This is a genomic window from Bacillus sp. OxB-1 (assembly GCF_000829195.1).
Taxonomy (GTDB): Bacteria; Bacillota; Bacilli; order Bacillales_A; family Planococcaceae; genus Sporosarcina.
Genome location: NZ_AP013294.1, coordinates 2,658,995 through 2,677,344, shown reverse-complemented (window position 1 = coordinate 2,677,344; position 18,350 = coordinate 2,658,995). Strand labels below are relative to the sequence as shown.

At 47.9% G+C, this 18,350-nt stretch carries 15 protein-coding genes and 1 pseudogene; 14 read left to right on the top strand and 2 right to left on the bottom strand.

The window, feature by feature from the left end:
* Nucleotides 1–6 precede the first annotated feature (6 nt).
* From OXB_RS13115 to OXB_RS13075, 9 genes and pseudogenes are all read left to right on the top strand, one after another.
* Nucleotides 7–1,230: a substrate-binding domain-containing protein gene (locus OXB_RS13115; RefSeq protein WP_041074892.1), complete on the top strand. Its 1,224-nt coding sequence runs from the start codon at nucleotides 7–9 to the stop codon at nucleotides 1,228–1,230.
* Between the two features lie 102 nt (nucleotides 1,231–1,332).
* Complete coding sequence (locus OXB_RS13110) at nucleotides 1,333–2,106, top strand: ABC transporter ATP-binding protein (RefSeq protein ID WP_041076777.1); 774 nt, start codon at nucleotides 1,333–1,335, stop codon at nucleotides 2,104–2,106.
* Nucleotides 2,084–2,791, top strand: coding sequence for an ABC transporter ATP-binding protein (locus tag OXB_RS13105; protein ID WP_041074890.1), 708 nt, complete (start codon nucleotides 2,084–2,086; stop codon nucleotides 2,789–2,791). The genes OXB_RS13110 and OXB_RS13105 overlap by 23 nt, the downstream gene beginning before the upstream one ends.
* A 12-nt stretch (nucleotides 2,792–2,803) precedes the next feature.
* Entirely contained in the window at nucleotides 2,804–3,664 is an 861-nt protein-coding gene (locus OXB_RS13100; protein ID WP_041074888.1) for a branched-chain amino acid ABC transporter permease, read from the top strand.
* Nucleotides 3,665–3,668: 4 nt separating this feature from the next.
* Entirely contained in the window at nucleotides 3,669–4,670 is a 1,002-nt protein-coding gene (locus OXB_RS13095) for a branched-chain amino acid ABC transporter permease (protein WP_041074886.1), read from the top strand.
* Nucleotides 4,670–5,646, top strand: a pseudogene (locus OXB_RS13090) (3-oxoacyl-ACP synthase). The gene OXB_RS13095 and the pseudogene OXB_RS13090 overlap by 1 nt, the downstream one beginning before the upstream one ends.
* A gap of 26 nt (nucleotides 5,647–5,672) precedes the next feature.
* Complete coding sequence (gene phaZ / locus OXB_RS13085) at nucleotides 5,673–6,554, top strand: intracellular short-chain-length polyhydroxyalkanoate depolymerase (protein ID WP_041074884.1); 882 nt, start codon at nucleotides 5,673–5,675, stop codon at nucleotides 6,552–6,554.
* Between the two features lie 11 nt (nucleotides 6,555–6,565).
* Nucleotides 6,566–7,306: a 3-oxoacyl-ACP reductase FabG gene (gene fabG / locus OXB_RS13080; RefSeq protein WP_041074882.1), complete on the top strand. Its 741-nt coding sequence runs from the start codon at nucleotides 6,566–6,568 to the stop codon at nucleotides 7,304–7,306.
* 19 nt (nucleotides 7,307–7,325) lie between these two features.
* Nucleotides 7,326–8,831 carry an AMP-binding protein gene (locus OXB_RS13075; protein WP_041074880.1) on the top strand — a complete coding sequence of 502 codons (1,506 nt, stop codon included), beginning with the start codon at nucleotides 7,326–7,328 and terminating at the stop codon, nucleotides 8,829–8,831.
* A gap of 10 nt (nucleotides 8,832–8,841) precedes the next feature.
* Here the strand turns inward: OXB_RS13075 and OXB_RS13070 are convergent, their stop codons facing one another.
* Together OXB_RS13070 and plsY are read right to left on the bottom strand one after the other, a co-directional pair.
* Complete coding sequence (locus tag OXB_RS13070; protein WP_041074878.1) at nucleotides 8,842–9,135, bottom strand: HesB/YadR/YfhF family protein; 294 nt, start codon at nucleotides 9,133–9,135, stop codon at nucleotides 8,842–8,844.
* Nucleotides 9,136–9,173: 38 nt separating this feature from the next.
* Entirely contained in the window at nucleotides 9,174–9,776 is a 603-nt protein-coding gene (plsY, locus tag OXB_RS13065) for a glycerol-3-phosphate 1-O-acyltransferase PlsY (protein WP_041074876.1), read from the bottom strand.
* A 418-nt stretch (nucleotides 9,777–10,194) separates the two neighbouring features.
* Between plsY and parE the strand changes: the two genes are divergently transcribed.
* The 5 genes from parE to OXB_RS13040 all read left to right on the top strand — a co-directional run bounded on the left by parE (nucleotide 10,195) and on the right by OXB_RS13040 (nucleotide 18,214).
* Nucleotides 10,195–12,207, top strand: a complete 2,013-nt coding sequence (parE, locus tag OXB_RS13060; protein WP_442852875.1) for a DNA topoisomerase IV subunit B — start codon at nucleotides 10,195–10,197, stop codon at nucleotides 12,205–12,207.
* Nucleotides 12,204–14,633, top strand: coding sequence for a DNA topoisomerase IV subunit A (gene parC, locus OXB_RS13055; RefSeq protein WP_041074868.1), 2,430 nt, complete (start codon nucleotides 12,204–12,206; stop codon nucleotides 14,631–14,633). Before parE ends, parC begins: the two co-directional genes overlap by 4 nt.
* Nucleotides 14,634–14,976: 343 nt before the next feature.
* Nucleotides 14,977–15,678, top strand: a complete 702-nt coding sequence (locus tag OXB_RS13050; RefSeq protein ID WP_041074866.1) for a response regulator transcription factor — start codon at nucleotides 14,977–14,979, stop codon at nucleotides 15,676–15,678.
* Nucleotides 15,675–17,132 (top strand): HAMP domain-containing sensor histidine kinase, encoded by a 1,458-nt coding sequence (locus OXB_RS13045; RefSeq protein ID WP_041074864.1) that lies wholly within the window; start codon nucleotides 15,675–15,677, stop codon nucleotides 17,130–17,132. Before OXB_RS13050 ends, OXB_RS13045 begins: the two co-directional genes overlap by 4 nt.
* Nucleotides 17,129–18,214, top strand: coding sequence for a LolA family protein (locus tag OXB_RS13040; protein WP_041074862.1), 1,086 nt, complete (start codon nucleotides 17,129–17,131; stop codon nucleotides 18,212–18,214). Before OXB_RS13045 ends, OXB_RS13040 begins: the two co-directional genes overlap by 4 nt.
* Nucleotides 18,215–18,350 lie beyond the last annotated feature (136 nt).

Here is an 18,350-nt window from a genome sequence, read left to right as displayed (position 1 = left end):
GTAGGAATGAGAAAAGGTAACTTAATAAGCATACTTATTTTTATCCTTGTATTCACCTCAGCCTGTAGTTCACAAGGCGAAGCCGAAAAAACTGGCAACGATGTCGGGAAAGCTGAAGAAGTAGAAACGATCAAAATCGGAGTCCTTGCATCACTGACAGGCGCTCTTGAATCTTATGGAAAACAGACACGGCAAGGCTTTGAATTAGGGTTGGATTATGCAACGGACGGCACAAAGGAAGTTGCAGGGAAAAAAATTGAAGTTATTTTCGAAGATACTGAAACGAAACCCGAAGTAGCTGTTCAAAAGGCCACTAAACTGTTGGAAGAAGACGGAGTGGACTTTCTTGTCGGATCTTCCAGTTCAGGAGATACACTGGCAGTTTTACCGTTAGCGGAAGAATATGAAAAAATAATGGTGGTCGAACCCGCTGTTGCCGATAGCATTACAGGATCAGAGTTTAATAAGTATATTTTTAGAACAGGACGAAACTCCTCACAAGATGCTGTAGCCGGCGCGGCAGCCATCGCAAAACCAGGCGTGAAAATTGCAACGTTTGCACCGGATTATTCATTTGGTTGGGATGGAATTGCGGCATTTAAAAAGGCGGCAACCGACCTCGGTGCTGAAATTATCTTAGAAGAATATGCAGCTCCGGATGCAACGGATTTCACTTCGAACTTGCAAAAAGTTGTAGAGGCGAAACCGGATTACCTATATGTCGTATGGGCAGGAGCAAATACGCCATGGAACCAAATAAATGACATGAAAATTCAGGAAAAAGGCATTAACATTTCGACAGGTGTTGCAGATATTCCTACGTTACCAACTTTGGAACCACTTATTGGAATGGAAGGATTCACAGTTTACTATCACACCCTTCCTAACAATGAAGTGAATGACTGGCTCGTTACGGAGCATAAAGAGCGTTATGACGGTGAAGTTCCTGATCTATTCACCCCTGGTGGGATGTCGTCTGCCATCGCGATTATTGAAGCATTGAAGAAAACGGAAGGTACGACGGATTCAGAGCAGTTAATTCAAACAATGGAAGGTATGTCGTTTGAATCGCCTAAAGGTACGATGACATTCCGAAAAGAAGATCACCAGGCACTTCAAACCCTTTACTCCGTCAAACTGGAGAAACCAGAAGGCTCCGAATATCCAATTCCTGTACTCATTCGGGAATTATCACCGAGTGAAACAGAGCCGCCGATTATGAACAAATAACAATCATGAATAGGGGACAGTCAAATCATACAAAGCTGTCCCTCTCCTTATGATGAAACAATTTCATCATGAGGAGAGGGACAGATGAGGGGAGCGAACCGTATGGAACCTATCTTGAAAACTGAGAATTTGACGATTCGTTTCGGAGGGCATACCGCTGTGGACCATGTGAATTTTGAAATGCCCGCCAATCATTTCAAATCGATCATCGGTCCGAATGGGGCGGGAAAAACAACATTTTTCAACTTGATCAGCGGTGAATTAAAAGCGTCGGAAGGCGAGGTCTATTTCAAGGGGGAGCCTTTGGCAAAGTCTTCTTCCGTATCAAGAACTCGGAAAGGGATTGGCCGATCGTTCCAAATTACAAATGTCTTTCCGAACTTGACCGTGTTGGAGAACGTTCGATTGGCTGTCCAGTCAAAAGAAAAAATTCGCTATCAATTGTTGCGGCATTTCACTAGCTATCAAGCCTTAACTAAAAAAGCGCGGGAGTTGTTAGACCTTGTCTTGCTTACCGGAAAAGAAGAAGCGATTGCGAGCCAATTGTCACATGGCGAAAAAAGGAAACTGGAAATTGCCATGCTCTTGGCTCTTGATACGGAAGTACTGCTGCTAGATGAGCCGACAGCAGGGATGTCTTTAGAGGAAGTGCCTGCCATATTGGATGTCATCCGACAAATCAAAAATACCGGTTCGAAAACGATTCTATTAATCGAACATAAAATGGATATGATTCTAGACCTATCAGACTCCATTATGGTGCTATTCAACGGCAAGCTTCTGGCCGATGGGAGTCCAGAGGAAATCATGTCGAATGAACAGGTCCAAAATGCTTACTTGGGAGGGCTTTACGATGAAACCCTTGCTGAAAGTTGAAGAAGTTCATACACATATCGGGCAGTATCACATTCTTCAAGGCATATCCTTCGAAGCGCCGGAAGGGGAAGTAAGTGTATTGCTCGGTCGGAACGGTGCAGGCAAAACGACGACGTTGAAAACTATCCTCAATCTGACATCCGCTACAAAAGGAGCTGTTTCGTTTGACGGCCAGAATATTACCAAGAAGGAAACGTTCAAAATTGCGAATCTAGGAATCGGGTATGTGCCGGAAGATCAGGAAATATTCGGAGATCTAACAGTTGAGGAAAATATAAAAGTTGCCATGAGAAAAGAAGATGACGCGACATTGGAGAAACAGGAATACGTACTGAATCTTTTCCCGGATTTAAAAAAGTATTGGAAAAAGGACGGTGGGCATTTATCGGGCGGACAGAAACAGATGCTGGCCATGGCGCGGGCATTCGTCAATGACAGTAAACTGCTGCTAATCGATGAACCTTCCAAGGGCCTTGCCCCGATTGTAGTTGAGAAAGTGATGGAAGCCATTACGGAAATGAAGAAAAGTACAACGATCGTCCTCGTCGAACAGAATTTCATCATGGCTAGCAAAGTCGGAGATACATACACACTTATCGACGACGGGAAAACGGTTCAATCCGGGTTAATGAAAGACCTCGTCCATAACGAGGAAATAAAACGGAAGTATTTAGGAATCGGATAAGGGGGCCATAAAATGGAATTACTGATTAACTTGACGGTTAACGGATTGTCGACAGGCATGCTTATCTTTCTACTCGCTTCTGGTCTAACCTTGATTTTCGGTTTAATGAGCGTGCTCAATTTTGCGCACGGCGGCCTCTTCGCATGGGGGGCATTTTCAGGGGTTTGGTTTTATGGGCTTTCAGGCAGTTTCATCATCGGAATTGTAGGGGCGATGGCTACAGGAATAATTCTCGGATTTATTACAGAAAAATTGATCATCACGCCTGTTTACGGTAACCATATCCAACAAATCTTGATTACGCTAGGCTTCATGCTGGTTCTTTCGGAAATGTTGAAAGTCGTTTGGGGGCCGAATCAAATTTCTGTCAAAATGCCTTCTTATTTAGCAGGCAGCTGGGAATTTGGAGAGGTACTCATTATTAAATATCGCTTGTTCATTATCATCGTCGGTTTCCTTATCTTTGGCCTGTTCCAATACATTTTGAAAAAGACGAAAATCGGGCTTATTGTTCGTGCTGGCGTCCTTAACAAAGAGATGGTGCAAGCACTTGGCATTAACATCAAACAAGTATTTTTGTTCGTCTTTATGACAGGCGCGGCGCTTGCGGCATTGGGCGGTGCACTAATGGCCCCATACTCCGGTGTTGTCTATGCAGAAATGGGTATGGAATATGCAATTTTGGCATTCATTGTCGTCGTTATCGGCGGTATGGGAAGTTTTCCAGGTTCCCTGCTTGCTGCCATTCTGGTCGGTCTGGCGGGTAGTTATATGGCTTATTACGTTCCCGCCCTATCACTTGCGGTCAATATGATCCTAATGGCGATCGTATTAATCTTCCGTCCGCAAGGTCTTTTCACAGCGAAGGGGTGATGGCATGAAAAGGAAATACCAGTGGAACAACTTATTTCTTGGCGTTATGGTCTTGGTCCTTGTAATCTTCCCGTTCGTGTCCGAATCGAGAACCTGGATGATCTTATTAACACAAATTTTCATCTTTTCTATCCTGGCGATGAGCTATGACATTTTGCTCGGCTATACGGGTATCGTATCGTTCGGCCATGCGATGTTTTTCGGAATGGGTGCCTATACGACAGCGGTCATGCTGAAAAACATAGAACCGACGATGGGTGTTTTTTTCCTATCGATCGCAGTCGGAATGATTATCGCAGGAATCATCAGTTTTTTCATCGGATTATTGACTTTGCGGTTGAAAAGTCATTTCTTTGCTATGTTAACATTGGCTGTTTCAGGTTTATTTTTAGTCCTTGCGGAAAAGTGGCGGTCCGTTACGCAGGGCAACGATGGCTTTACCTTCAGGGCACCCGAAGTTTTCCAAGACCGGATGATGTTTTACTTAGTTGTTTTATCCTTTCTTATCATTGTGTATATTTTTCTGCGAAGGTTTGTCAATTCACCTTTAGGAAGAGTGCTTGTTGCAGTCAAAGAGAATGAACAGCGGACAAAATCGCTTGGATTCAATACGTTGCATTATAAAGTGATTGCATCGGTCATTGCAGGGGTTGTTGCAAGTCTTGCAGGTTCGTTATATGCGATATCACTGCGCTTCGTCAACACAAGCGTCTTGACGATGGATATTACACTCGATGCCTTGCTTATGACAATTATCGGAGGAGTCGGGACACTTATAGGCCCAATTATTGGAGCTGGCCTCATCGAATTGGCGCAGCATTATTTATCCGGCCTGGCAAAAGAGTATCCCATTTTCGAACGATGGATCATTTTCTTTGGAATCATTTATATTTTAGCAGTCATCTTCTTTCCGAAAGGCGTTGTCGGCACCATTCGCGATATACGATGGAAGCGCACTGCTAAGAAATCGCAAATGGTAAAAGGTGTGAAGAAGGAGGCAACCTGATGACGGTCGGAATTGTCAGTACAGGCGTCTATATTCCGGAAACAGTAATGACCGCCGAGGAAATTGCAGAGCAATCGGGATTGCCTGTTGACATCGTCAAAACAAAAATGGGTATCCTGCAAAAGCTGATCACACCGTTGCGATGGGGATATGGGCTGCGCAGGAGGCATTGCGAAAAGGGAATGTCGATCCGAAAACCATTGACTTGATTATCTATATAGGTGAGGAATATAAGGAATATCCCGTATGGACGGCGGCCATCAAACTTCAAGAAGCGATTGGAGCTTATCATGCGTGGGCGTTTGATGTGGCCCAGCGATGTGGTACAACAATCATGGCCATCAAAATTGCGAAGAACATCATGCAGTCGGACCCCGCGATTCGGACGGTGCTTCTTGCGGGAGGATACCGGAACGGCGATCTAATCGACTATACAAATGAACGTACCCGGTTCATGTTTAATTTAGCGGCGGGCGGGGCTGCCATGATTCTCCACCAGGATCATCCAGAAAATATCATTCTCGAATCGGATATTATTACAGACGGCTCTTTTTCAGAAGATGTCATTGTACCTGTAGGAGGAACAAAAAGTCCGATTACTCCGGATACCCTCGCACAGTTCCGTTTGGATGTACCGGATCCGGAAGGAATGAAAATGCGGCTGGAGCAAAAATCCATGCAGAACTTTTTACAAGTCATCCGGACCTCTCTTCAAAAGAGCGGCTATACAGAGAAGGATATTGATTATTTATCCATTCTGCATATGAAAAAGTCCGCACATGATTACGTGTTGAATGAGCTTGGGGTTCCCGAGGAGAAATCGATTTATCTCAATAAATTCGGCCATATCGGACAAATCGATCAAATCCTGTCATTGGAGCTTGCGGAACAGGAAGGGAAATTAGCGGATGGCGATATAGTCGTGCTGATTAGTGCAGGCATCGGATATGCCTGGGGGGCCGTCACCGTCCGATAGGGAAAAAGCAAGGAGGACTCTACACAATGGAAATGAAAACCGTAACATTGTCCAATCAGGAAAAAATAGCTTATCGAAAACGCCCGGGAGGAGAGCAAGTTGTCATTCTCGTTCACGGTAATATGACATCCTCTAAACACTGGGATTTGCTAATCGAAAACTTGGATTCAAACTATACGGTGTTTGCCCCTGATCTGCGTGGGTTTGGTGAATCCACCTATTTGAATCGCATTAGTTCGATTCGGGATTTCTCAAATGATCTGAAAGAATTTGTCGATATCTTATCTTTGCGTGATTTTCATTTAATCGGCTGGTCTACAGGGGGAGCAGTCGCAATGCAATTTACAGCCGATTTCCCGGGCCTTTGTAAAAAGCTAGTCCTACTCGCTTCTGCATCGACACGTGGATATCCAATGTATAAAACGAAGCCAGACGGTACGCCAGACCTTGAAAAAAGATTGCAAACGATCGAAGAGATTGAGGTGGATGGCAAAATAATGGTCGTACAAAAGTTATACGATACCCACAACCGCGAAGGACTGAAGGCGATTTGGAACGCCTTGATCTACACCCATCACCAGCCAGATGAAAAGAAATACAAGGAATATCTAGATGATATGTTCACACAACGAAATTTAGCAGATGTCTACAACGCATTAAACCGATTTAATATTAGCTCCTACCATAATAGGGTCACAGAAGGTTCAGACCAAGCGAAGGACATTCAAATCCCTGTCATGATTTTGCACGGGGAACGGGATTTCGTTGTAACGAAAGCAATGACGGAAGAAATTAGAGAAGATTTGGGTGATCAAGCCATCTATGTTCCATTAAAAGATACAGGGCATTCACCTCTCATCGACAATCTGGATGAATTAACGAATCATATCGAAGAATTTTTAGGATAGGAGCTGTTTATATGCGCTTTGAAGGAAAAGTGGCATTGATAACGGGAGGCGCGAACGGAATCGGGCGGGCGGCTTGTCAGCGCTTTGCAGAAGAAGGGGCCCAAGTCATCATGGCAGATTTTGACGAAATGGCAGGCCGGGAGCAAGAGGTCGAATTTCATTCCAAAGGACTGGATGTCACCTTTATCCAAGTGGATGTCGCAGACCGCGATAGCGTATCAAGCTTGGTTCAACAAACATTAGACCTTTACGGGACGATTGATATTTTAATAAATAATGCGGGGATTACAAGGGATGCGACTCTCTTGAAAATGGATCCCCGTGATTTCCAACAAGTGTTGGATGTCAATTTAACAGGAGTCTTCAATTGTACGCAAGCCATTGTCCCCCATATGGTCGATAAAGGGTTTGGTAAAATCATCAATACATCTTCTGTCAGTGGAGTGTATGGAAATCTGGGTCAAACAAATTATGCTGCAACAAAAGCGGCAGTTGTCGGACTGACAAAAACCTGGGCCAAGGAGTTCGGTAGAAAAGGAATTTCGGTTAATGCAGTAGCTCCCGGCTTTACGGAAACTGCAATGGTCAAAAAAATGCCGGAAAAGGTTCTGAATCAGATGAAATCCACTGTTTCCTTACAACGCTTAGGAAAGCCAACAGATATCGCGAATGCCTATGTGTTCCTGGCAAGTCCGGAAGCGGATTATATTCATGGGCATGTACTACACGTCGATGGCGGGATTATGATGTAACGAAAGGAGACGATGTAGCATGTTCCATGAACAAGGATGGATCGTCAAAAGAGCTGCCCTTTCTCCTTATCAGACGGCACTGATTGATTTGGAATCCGGCAGGTCCTGGACATACGAACAATTGAAGCAACGAATTGTACGTTGGGCCTCCTATTTAACGGATAAAGGCTTTAGAAAAGGAGACCGGATTGCGGTATTGGCTCATAATACTTCAGAATTGATCGCCATTCTATTTGCTTGTGAAATGAAGGGACTCATTTATGTTCCGCTCAACTTTCGGCTACATCCTTTGGAACTTCAACAACTTATCCATGATTGTCAACCCGCTCTATTATTATTCGACAATAGGAATGCAGAAACTGCAAAGAGCTTGTGTGTTGATCGGATGGAATATTTGAACGTATTGGACTCCTATGAAGAACAATCGACCAACCTGCTCCGTGAAACATATCCAAGCGATGTCCCCTGGATGATGATCTACACAGGAGGGACAACAGGGGCTTCCAAAGGCGTTGTGCTGCCATCAAACGCGGTCAATTGGAATGCCATCAACACCATTATCAGCTGGGGCTTAACTGAAACGGACTGCACGATCAATTATATGCCCCTTTTCCATACGGGAGGAATCAATGCGCTTTGTCTGCCGATCTTAATGGCTGGCGGGACAGTCGTCATTGGCAGTACATTCAATGCCAAAGAAGCGTTGCAAGCAACAAATGTGTATCAAGCAACCATCTCCTTATTCGTTCCGACGATGTATCAATCCATCATTCAAACGGAATATTTCCAGGAAAATGATTTTCCAAGCATGAACGTATTTTTATCCGGAGGTGCTCCATGTCCGGCTTCCATCTATCTGGCATTCCGGAAGAAAGGATTGCGATTTAAGGAAGGATATGGACTGACAGAAGCGGGACCGAATAATTTTTTCATTCGTCCCGAAGAGGCTGAACACAAAGTGGGTTCTGTCGGAAAGAGCATGGTTTTTAATGAGGTCAATATTGTCGCAAATGGTGGAGCTTCCTGTGGATTTGGGGAGGTTGGGGAATTGCAGATACGGGGGCCGCATCTGTTCAGCCATTATTGGAATAAACCTTTGGAAACGGCGGAAGCGTTGCAAAATGGCTGGCTTCGTACGGGCGATCTTGCAAGAATGGACGAAGATGGGGACTTTTATATTGTAGGTAGACAAAAAGAAATGATCATCTCAGGTGGAGAGAATATTTATCCCTTGGAAATCGAGCAATGTCTCGTTCTGTTTGAAGGTGTCGGGGAAGTGGCCGTCATTGGCGTGGAAGATATGTTGTGGGGAGAAAAAGTGGTTGCTTTTTTCACTCGATTAGAGGGATATGACGTAACGGAACAACAAATCGCCGAACATTGTAAAAAGAGCCTAGGTACTTTCAAGGTGCCCAAGGAATTCATCCATCTAAAAGAGTTGCCTAAAACACATGTGGGCAAAATTGATAAGCAGGCCCTACACCAGGAATTGAACAACCGGGTGAAAGTAAACAAAAAAGCGTAGGGGAAACCCCTTACGCTTTCACATAGGAAAATGACAATTCATTCAAGGCATGATCCACATCGACATGTAAATCATGTTCAGCAAAAAACCAGACGTCACGACGCTCAATATAATAATGGGCGCCGTCTTTTTCTGCCACCACATCAATTTCGTCAGGCTCTTCCTTTCGTACCCCCAAGGTGAAACCCTCATGTAATGGACTATTTCCTCCATAGCGGGCAAAAAATTGAATATGGTCACCGGGCTCTACATCCATCTCGTCCTTGAACCAATTGATTGCCTCATCTGAAAGTACAATTTTCAACAAAAGCACCTACTTTTTCGAGTATTGTTAATATTGTACTATAGCCACTTCACTTTCGGCTCGGTTCCTGCTTTGATCCGGCCAATATTGGCACGGTGCCGATAGAAGATGAATATCCCAAACAAGCCAATCATAATCATCATATAAAAATCGCCTGTTCGGATATAATGGAAAATACTATATAGAAACCCGACTACGGCCACAATCATCGACGTCAACGAGACCATTTTGGTCAGCTTCAGGACAAGCAGGAAAGTGAGCAATAAAAGCAGAAAAGCCGGCCAGCTGTAGCCGAGCAGGACGCCGCCGGATGTCGCGACCGCTTTGCCCCCTTTGAATTTGGCGAATACCGGGTACATGTGGCCTACGACGGACAGGACGCCCGGCAGCAAGGGATGGACCGCAAGCCCGCTAAAGAAGGGCAAGGCCAAAAGCAGGACAGCCGCCGTGCCTTTCAGAATGTCCACAAGGGTGACCGCAAGGCCGGCTTTTTTTCCGAGCACGCGGAATGTGTTCGTCGCCCCGAGATTCCCGCTGCCATGCTCCCGGATATCTGTATTGTAAAATATTTTTCCGACCCACAAGGCGGAAGGTATGGATCCCAGCAAGTATGCAAGGAGCAATAGTAAGATAAGTTCCATCGGATACCCCTTTTATCGTTTGATTATGTATGGTATCAGTTTAGCAGAACGGCGCCACGCCGACAATGAGATGTTCATTGGCGGGGAGAGCTGGAAATTTGCAATGGATGTGGTGAAACGCGTGAACTCAATTGACATACAGGACTGTTTTCTGTCATTGTATTCATGCGCATGCTTTTATCTTTATTCAGCGGGTATTCAAACTCCCGCTGAATAAAGATAAAGCCTCCGACGCACAGGACGTGCTAGTGCCGACAATGCCACAGGACGTGGTGTTTTTGTCGGCCGGCGGATGTCACGGATTCTTAAGGGGAGCTTTTCGAGCAAGCTCGAAAAAATCCGGACGCAATAACGCCGAGGCGTTATTGATAGAGTAGCGGGAAACGTTGATTTGACAAGCTTTCCGCGGAGCGATATGATGAGAAAAAAGGAACATTCGTTTGATGGGGGTTGCAATTTGGCGAAAATACAAGATACGTATACGTACAACGACGATTCGATTCAAGTTTTGGAGGGCCTTGACGCGGTACGGAAAAGACCGGGTATGTATATCGGTTCCACCGATTCAAGAGGACTCCATCATCTTGTCTATGAAATCGTCGATAACGCAGTAGATGAGGCATTGGCAGGGTACGGCTCGGAAATCGATGTGACGCTCCATGCGGATGGAAGTGTCAGCGTCCGGGACTACGGCCGCGGGATGCCGACCGGGATGCACCAGACCGGCAAACCGACGACCGAAGTCATTTTCACCGTCCTTCATGCCGGAGGGAAATTTGGACAAGGCGGCTATAAAACGAGCGGGGGGCTTCACGGGGTAGGGGCATCCGTTGTAAACGCTCTTTCGGAATGGCTGGAAGTGACGATTTATCGGGACGGGAAGAAGTTCCAACAACGGTTCGAAGATGGCGGAAAGCCGGCGACGACGTTAGAAGAGATCGGCACGACCCGGGAGAAGGGTACGAAAATTCATTTCAAGCCGGACGGGACGATCTTCTCGACCGTAAAATATCAGTATGAAACATTGAGTGAACGCCTGAGGGAGTCCGCCTTCCTGTTAAAAGGCTTGAAGATTGAATTGAAAGAGGAAGAATCGGGCAAGCATGATATCTTCCATTATGAAACGGGCATCGAAGCGTTCATCGCCTATTTGAATGAAGAAAAAGACGTGCTGCATGACGTCGCCTATTTAGAGGGGGAAGCGGAAGGGATCGAAGTCGAATTCGCTTTCCAATTCAGCGACGGCTATTCCGAGACAATCTTATCGTTCGTCAACAACGTACGGACGAAGGATGGCGGTACGCATGAGACCGGCGCCAAGGCGGCGATGACGCGTGTTTTCAACGAGTATGCGAGAAAGACAGGTTTATTGAAAGAAAAGGATAAAAATCTGGACGGCGCGGACATCCGGGAAGGCATTTCTGCCATCGTCTCGGTACGGATTCCGGAAGAGATCCTGCAATTCGAGGGACAGACGAAGGGGAAACTCGGGACGAGCGAAGCGAGGAGCGCAACAGATGCCATCGTCTCCCAGCAATTGCTCTATTTCCTGGAAGAGAATGCGGAGCTCAGCGCCTCCCTTGTGCGCAAAGCGGTCCGTGCCCAACAAGCGCGGGAAGCGGCCCGGAAAGCACGGGAAGACGCCCGATCCGGCAAGAAACGGAAACGGGGCGATACGCTGCTGTCCGGAAAGCTTACGCCTGCCCAATCGCGGAATGCGGCCAAAAACGAATTATACCTCGTCGAGGGAGATTCCGCGGGCGGCTCGGCGAAGCAAGGAAGGGATCGGACGTTCCAAGCGATCTTGCCGCTGCGAGGAAAAGTGATCAACACGGAAAAAGCAAAACTTGAAGATATTATGAAAAATGAAGAAATCAATACGATCATCCACGCGATCGGCGGGGGAGTCGGGGCCGATTTCCAAGTCGAGGATATCGCGTACGACAAAGTGATCATCATGACGGATGCCGACACGGACGGCGCGCATATCCAAGTGTTGCTGTTGACGTTCTTCTACCGCTACATGAAACCGCTCATCGAGGCCGGAAAAGTATATATCGCGCTTCCGCCCCTCTACAAAGTGTCAAAGGGCGCTGGGAAGAAGGAAGTGATCGAATACGCCTGGACGGAAGACGACCTGGATTCGGCCATCAAGAAGATCGGCAAAGGCTATATACTGCAACGCTATAAAGGTCTCGGGGAGATGAACGCGGATCAGCTATGGGATACGACGATGAATCCCGAGACGCGCACACTTATCCGGGTGACAATCGAAGATAGCGCGACTTCCGAACGCCGTGTCACGACCTTGATGGGCGATAAAGTCGAACCGAGACGGCGCTGGATCGAAGACAACGTCGATTTCGGCATGGAGGAAGAGCATAATATATTGGATAATGAATTTTTGCACGTCGAGGGGGAGTTTGAATGACTTTGTCAGAACGGTACCAAGACCTGCCCTTGGAGGAAGTGATCGGCGACCGGTTCGGGAGATATAGTAAATACATCATCCAGGACCGGGCGTTGCCGGATGCGCGGGATGGCTTGAAACCGGTGCAGCGGCGGATCTTGTACGCGATGCACCATGAAGGCAATACCCATGAGAAACCATTCCGGAAATCAGCGAAGACCGTCGGGAACGTCATCGGGAATTACCATCCGCACGGGGATTCCTCCGTGTATGAAGCGATGGTCCGGATGAGCCAGGACTGGAAGCTTCGGCATATGATGATTGAGATGCACGGGAACAACGGTTCGGTGGACGGCGATTCGGCGGCGGCAATGCGTTATACCGAAGCGCGGCTCTCGGCCATTGCGGGTGAAATGCTGCGGGATATCGGGAAAGACACCGTAGATTGGATTCCGAACTTCGATGATACGGAGCCGGAGCCGACTGTGCTTCCAGCGCGTTTTCCGAACTTGCTCGTCAATGGATCGACAGGGATTTCCGCTGGGTATGCGACGGATATCCCGCCGCATGCGCTTCATGAAGTGCTCGATGCCGTCCTCATGCGGATGGACAAACCCGACGTATCCGTGGAGGAGCTGATGACTGTCATCAAGGGACCCGATTTCCCGACAGGCGGCATCATCCAAGGGACGGCGGGCATTAAAACCGCCTACAAGACAGGGAAGGGCCGTTTTGTCATCCGCGCCACAACAGCGATCGAGCCGTTGAAAGGCGGAAAATCGCAAATTGTCGTCTCGGAAATCCCGTATGACGTCAATAAAGCGAATTTGGTGAAGAAAATCGATGAGTTGCGCCTCGATCGCAAACTGGACGGGATTGCGGACGTCCGGGATGAATCGGACCGCACCGGCTTGCGGATCGTCATCGAGTTGAAGAAAGACATCGACGGCAACGGAATTCTCCAATATTTATTGAAAAACACCGACTTGCAAGTGACGTACAACTTCAATATGATCGCCATCTCAGGGCGTCGGCCGACTTTGATGTCATTGCCGATGCTGCTTGACGCGTACATCGACCATCAGAAAGAAGTCGTGACGCGCCGATCCCGCTATGACATCCGGAAGGCGAAAGACCGGCTGCATATCGTCGAAGGGCTGATCAAAGCGTTGTCGATTCTCGATGAAGTCATTTCAACGATCCGCGCATCCAAAGATAAGCGCGATGCCAAAAATAACATCATCGCGAAATTCAGCTTTTCTGAAATACAGGCGGAAGCGATCGTTTCCTTGCAACTCTACCGTTTGACGAATACGGATATTACAGAATTGCAGGCAGAAGACGCGGAACTGCGCAAATTGATCGAGCAATTGGATGCCATTTTGAATAGCGATAAGAAGCTATCTTCCGTCATCAAAAAAGAGTTGCTCGCCATCCGGAAGCAATTCGCGGAGCCCCGCCGCTCGGAAATTGAAGAGAAGATCGAAGAAATCAAAGTCGATCTCGACATTTTGGTGCCGAGCGAAGAAGTCATCGTGTCTGTAACGAAAGACGGCTATGTGAAGCGCACGAGCGTCCGTTCCTACAGCGCATCCAACGGCACCGGGCAGGAAATGAAGGAGTCCGATTACAGTCTTTTGGAAGGGCCGATGAATACGCAGCATCATCTCTTGCTGTTCACTTCGGCGGGCAATTATTTGTACCAGCCGATCCATGAGCTGCCGGACATCCGTTGGCGCGACCTCGGACAGCATATTTCCAGCATCATTCCATTGGAGCAAAACGAGGCCATCGTCGCGGCAATCGGCATTGAAAGCTTCGAAGAAGACGCATCCATCGTAACCGTCTCGCGGAACGGAATGGTGAAGCGGTCGAAACTGGCCGACTTCAAAGTCCAACGCTATTCCAGAACCTTCAGAGCGATGGGAATCAAGGACGGAGACGCCATGGTCGAAGCAAGACTTGTCAAAGGGGACGAAGATATCCTTTTATTCACCCACGGCAGCTATGCGCTCCGCTTCCCGCTAACCGAGCTCTCCATTACAGGCGTGCGGACAGCAGGTGTACGGGGCATCAACTTGAAAGACGATGATTATATCGTAGCTGCGGAATTCATTCAAGACGAGGCCGCTTCTATACTCCTTGCCACACAGCGGGGCTCGGTCAAACGGATGAATCTGAATGAATTGGATCGAGCCGCACGTGCCCAGCGCGGTGTCGTCGTGTTAAAAGAATTGAAGTCCAACCCGCATCGCGTAGTCGGTGCAAAATTAGTGAAAACCGACGAGACTATCATATTGGCAACTGAAAAAGATGAGAAAGTACCGGTCGTCGCGGGCTCCTTGCGGCTAGTCGATCGGTATTCCAACGGCAGTGCGATTATAGATGAGAAAAAACAAGGGCAAGTGAAAACAATCTATAAAGAAACCAAACCGGAAAGTGAATAAAACGGAAGGGGACTGTCCTGTATAGGCAGTCCTTTTCGTATGGGAGGAGGCGCTCATAACTTTCGACAAGCGCCCATAAAACTGGATAGGCGCTTATATCTCCAAAGGGGCCGCTCATAAGTCCGGGTCGGCGCTCATATTTCCCCACAACCGCTTATAACGGCAGACAACCGCTCATATTACGAAACAAACGCTCATAACTTATCCCGATCCGTTGGACTCCCCCGAGCCCCGCGGGTCTTTTTTGGTTCCATAGTAGACGTGGTAGTATGATTATAAAGCTTTTATAAAGTCCACGAAAACACCCGAAATCGGTGATAGAGTAGTAACAGGAGGAATGGTGATGGGGGAAACAATTTTACTTGTGGAAGATGATGCGGAGATTGCCCGGATTATCCGGGATACGTTGCGGCAACAAGGTTATACGGTGGCGTGGGCGACGACAGGAAGGGAAGGATGGGAAGATTTCCAACGGGCGCCCTATGACCTCGTGCTCGTCGATTGGATGTTGCCGGAGATGGATGGCATCGCGCTGTGTCGGAATATCCGCTTGGCGAGCGACGTCCCCATCATCATGATCAGCGCCCGCAAGGAGGATGAGGACAAGGTGGAAGGACTCGATACAGGCGCGGATGATTATCTCGCGAAGCCATTCAGCCTCGTGGAATTAAAAGCCCGTGTCGCTTCACAGCTCAGAAGGTGGCGGCGGTATCACGGGCAACAGGAGCAGACGCGGCAATCCCGATATGAAGGCGGGCTCATAATTGAATGGCAGAATGAACGGGTGCTCCTAAAAAACGGGAATGTCCTGCTTACGCCGAAGGAATTTGAACTGCTGAAGCTGTTGGCGCAAAACCCGGAACGCATCTTTTCGAAAGGGGAACTATACGAGCATGTTTGGCAACAACCGGAACTCGGCGACATACATACCGTGACGGTACATATCAAGGCGCTTCGGGAAAAACTGGACGACCCGGCGAAGACGCCCCGCTTCATCCAGACCGTGTGGGGGAAAGGCTACCGGTTCATCGGTGAGCTGCTATGAGAATCAAATCTTGGCTCTTGGCATCGTATCTCATCGTCATGCTGCTGCCGCTCGGGGCGGCGTACGGTTTGTTCGCATGGATCAATTCGTATCATGCGGATCGGAATGTCGCGGAGTATATTGACAACCGAGTGGAGTTGAACGAGATGCGCAGCGTCTTGACGGAGCCGTCGCTCTACCAGCCGCATGCGGATTGGTCGGAAGTCGACAAGCTCGCAAATAACCGCATGTCGGTCACACTTTATACGGGCATCGGCTTCATGGTTCATTCCACAAGTCATGTTAAGCAAAATCCCCTGTCGTTCCTGCCGCGGAAAAAGCTGTATGAAGGACTCTACGAAATGCGGCAGAAATTCGGGATGATCACGTACAAAGAACCTGTTTTCACGGGAAATACACTTACCGGTGTATATGAAATCACATGGCTTCGGGAGGAATGGGTATCTGGCGTCAGCAAGCGAACCTGGCTAGTTATCGTACTGTTCACGGCATTCTTCATTTCATTGTTCGCAGGTGTGGCCTTCCTCGTCAACCGGAAATTGAACCGCCCGCTTCAACTGTTGATGGAGCAAATGGATTCATTCGGCAGAGGGAAGACGATCCAGCCGATGCCAAAACGGAAAGACGAACTCGGAGAACTCGCCAAAAGTTTCGAAGCGATGCGAACGGAACTTAACACGGCGAATCAAAAGCTAGCAATGGAGCAGCGGCAGAGGGAGTTCATGATCGCCAGCATCTCCCATGATTTGAAGACCCCGCTCACCTCCATTCGAGCATACGCGGAGGCGCTTGACGAAGGGACCCGATCTACGCGAGAACAGCGGGAATATCGCGATATCATCATCTCCAAAGCGAATTACATGCGGCAGATGCTTGACGATTTGCTCATGTATACATTGCTGCAGTCGAGCGCGTACGAGATGAAGCTGGTTCCAGTGGACGGGGAGGAGTTCTTCGACATGCTCGTATCTGGGTATGAGGCGCTATGCGATGAAAAGCGGATCGACCTGCAAGTGACATGCCAAAGCACGGGGACATATGCGGTCAACTCGAAGCAGCTCATGCGGGTCGTCGACAACCTCATGATGAACGCCATGGCGCATACGGAACCGGGAGGCAGGATCGGTCTTGCTGCCGTAAACACGGAAGAGCCACCGAACTGGTGTTTCGACTTCGTAAAAGAGGCACTCGACAGGGAAGCTGGCCTGTATTTAATTGTCCAAAACGAAGGAGAAGGCATCCCGGAGGATCAAGTGGCGAATATTTTCGAGCCGCTTTACCAGGCCGACGAGGCGCGGACGAAAGCGGGGGAGCGGGGCACCGGACTCGGACTAAGCATTGCGCAACAAATTATAAAAAAGCACGATGGAACGGTATGTATTTCCTCTCGTCGAGGAATCGGGACGGCAGTCATATGTTGGTTGCCGGAATGGAAAGGAGAAGAATCGAAATGAATTGGATCAAACCACTATCCGGAATCAGCATCCTATTGTTTTTCGCAATTGGACTTGCGGCATGCAATACAGGGGAAAGCAAGTTCTCCCCGCAGGAAGTCCTCAATACGGCGCTGCAAGATGCAGATCAACCGCTTGCCTATTATGGGGAATACACGATTAAAATGAATGATGATTCCAGTGATATCGAGACAAAGGAATGGGTGGCAGCGGACGGGAAACGGCGCATCGAAATGACATTCGGTAACGGCGCAGAGCAGACAATAACCGTCAATGACGGCAAGCATCTATCGATGTACGATAAAGCGACCAACACAGCAATGATCGCAGAAATTACCGAAGAGGATCTGAACATGCTCGGCCAACAATCGCCGCGTCAGCAAGCGGAACGAATGCTTGAACTCATCTATGATTCTCATGAACTCTCTACCGGCAGTGAAGAGGTTATTGCAGGTCGGGCAGCCTACCATATTATCGCCAAAGCGAAAGACAGCAAGACATTGATCGGCGACCAGGAAATCTGGATTGACAAAGAGACATGGATCGTTCTCAAATCCATTTCGGAAAGTAACGAGCTCACGATGACCCAAGAATATACAAAAATCGATTTTGCACCAGAGTTGACAGACGACCTCTTCGTGCTCAAGATTCCGGAGGGGGCGGCAGTGGAAGTTATAGACGAAGCGAGCATGGCCCCGAAAGAGGTGACGGTGGAAGAAGTACAAGAAGCACTCGGCTCCTACTATCAAGTTCCCGAGACAGAAGAGTTGAAGCTATCGGCAATCACGGTGGATGGATTGGAGGAACGCCCCGAATTCTCTTTTGACTATACGAAAAACGATATCCCGGCATTCTCGGTCACCGTATTCAAAGAAATGCCGAATGTCGTAAGTTTCGGCGGCATACCGAATGAGGAAGAGATCACAATTCGCGGGAAGAAAGGGACGAAAACGGAAAGCGGCAATTTCCGGTTATTGAACTGGGTGGAGGACGGCTTGCGCTATAGTGTCATTTTACAAAATCCCGAACTCAGCTTTAAAGAAGTGGAAAAGTATTTGGATCAGATGAATAGTCGTCGATGAGAAAAAGGGACGGCAACACGTGCAATGTAACAGTATAAAGTGAACGGCAAAATCAAAGTCCGAACTAAATGTAATTTTGGATATCAGAGTCTAAACCTTTTACAGTGAATACGAGGTTCGGACTTTCGTGTCCAAA

Bases quoted from the DNA above. Each gene is read 5' to 3' on its own strand.
- OXB_RS13045 (WP_041074864.1), top strand. From the start codon at position 15,675: ATGAGAATCAAATCTTGGCTCTTGGCATCGTATCTCATCGTCATGCTG.
- parC (WP_041074868.1), top strand. From the start codon at position 12,204: ATGACTTTGTCAGAACGGTACCAAGACCTGCCCTTGGAGGAAGTGATC.
- OXB_RS13100 (WP_041074888.1), top strand. From the start codon at position 2,804: ATGGAATTACTGATTAACTTGACGGTTAACGGATTGTCGACAGGCATG.
- parE (WP_442852875.1), top strand. From the start codon at position 10,195: ATGAGAAAAAAGGAACATTCGTTTGATGGGGGTTGCAATTTGGCGAAA.
- OXB_RS13050 (WP_041074866.1), top strand. From the start codon at position 14,977: ATGGGGGAAACAATTTTACTTGTGGAAGATGATGCGGAGATTGCCCGG.
- phaZ (WP_041074884.1), top strand. From the start codon at position 5,673: ATGGAAATGAAAACCGTAACATTGTCCAATCAGGAAAAAATAGCTTAT.
- OXB_RS13110 (WP_041076777.1), top strand. From the start codon at position 1,333: ATGGAACCTATCTTGAAAACTGAGAATTTGACGATTCGTTTCGGAGGG.
- OXB_RS13095 (WP_041074886.1), top strand. From the start codon at position 3,669: ATGAAAAGGAAATACCAGTGGAACAACTTATTTCTTGGCGTTATGGTC.
- fabG (WP_041074882.1), top strand. From the start codon at position 6,566: ATGCGCTTTGAAGGAAAAGTGGCATTGATAACGGGAGGCGCGAACGGA.
- OXB_RS13040 (WP_041074862.1), top strand. From the start codon at position 17,129: ATGAATTGGATCAAACCACTATCCGGAATCAGCATCCTATTGTTTTTC.
- plsY (WP_041074876.1), bottom strand. From the start codon at position 9,776: ATGGAACTTATCTTACTATTGCTCCTTGCATACTTGCTGGGATCCATA.
- OXB_RS13115 (WP_041074892.1), top strand. From the start codon at position 7: ATGAGAAAAGGTAACTTAATAAGCATACTTATTTTTATCCTTGTATTC.
- OXB_RS13075 (WP_041074880.1), top strand. From the start codon at position 7,326: ATGTTCCATGAACAAGGATGGATCGTCAAAAGAGCTGCCCTTTCTCCT.
- OXB_RS13105 (WP_041074890.1), top strand. From the start codon at position 2,084: ATGAAACCCTTGCTGAAAGTTGAAGAAGTTCATACACATATCGGGCAG.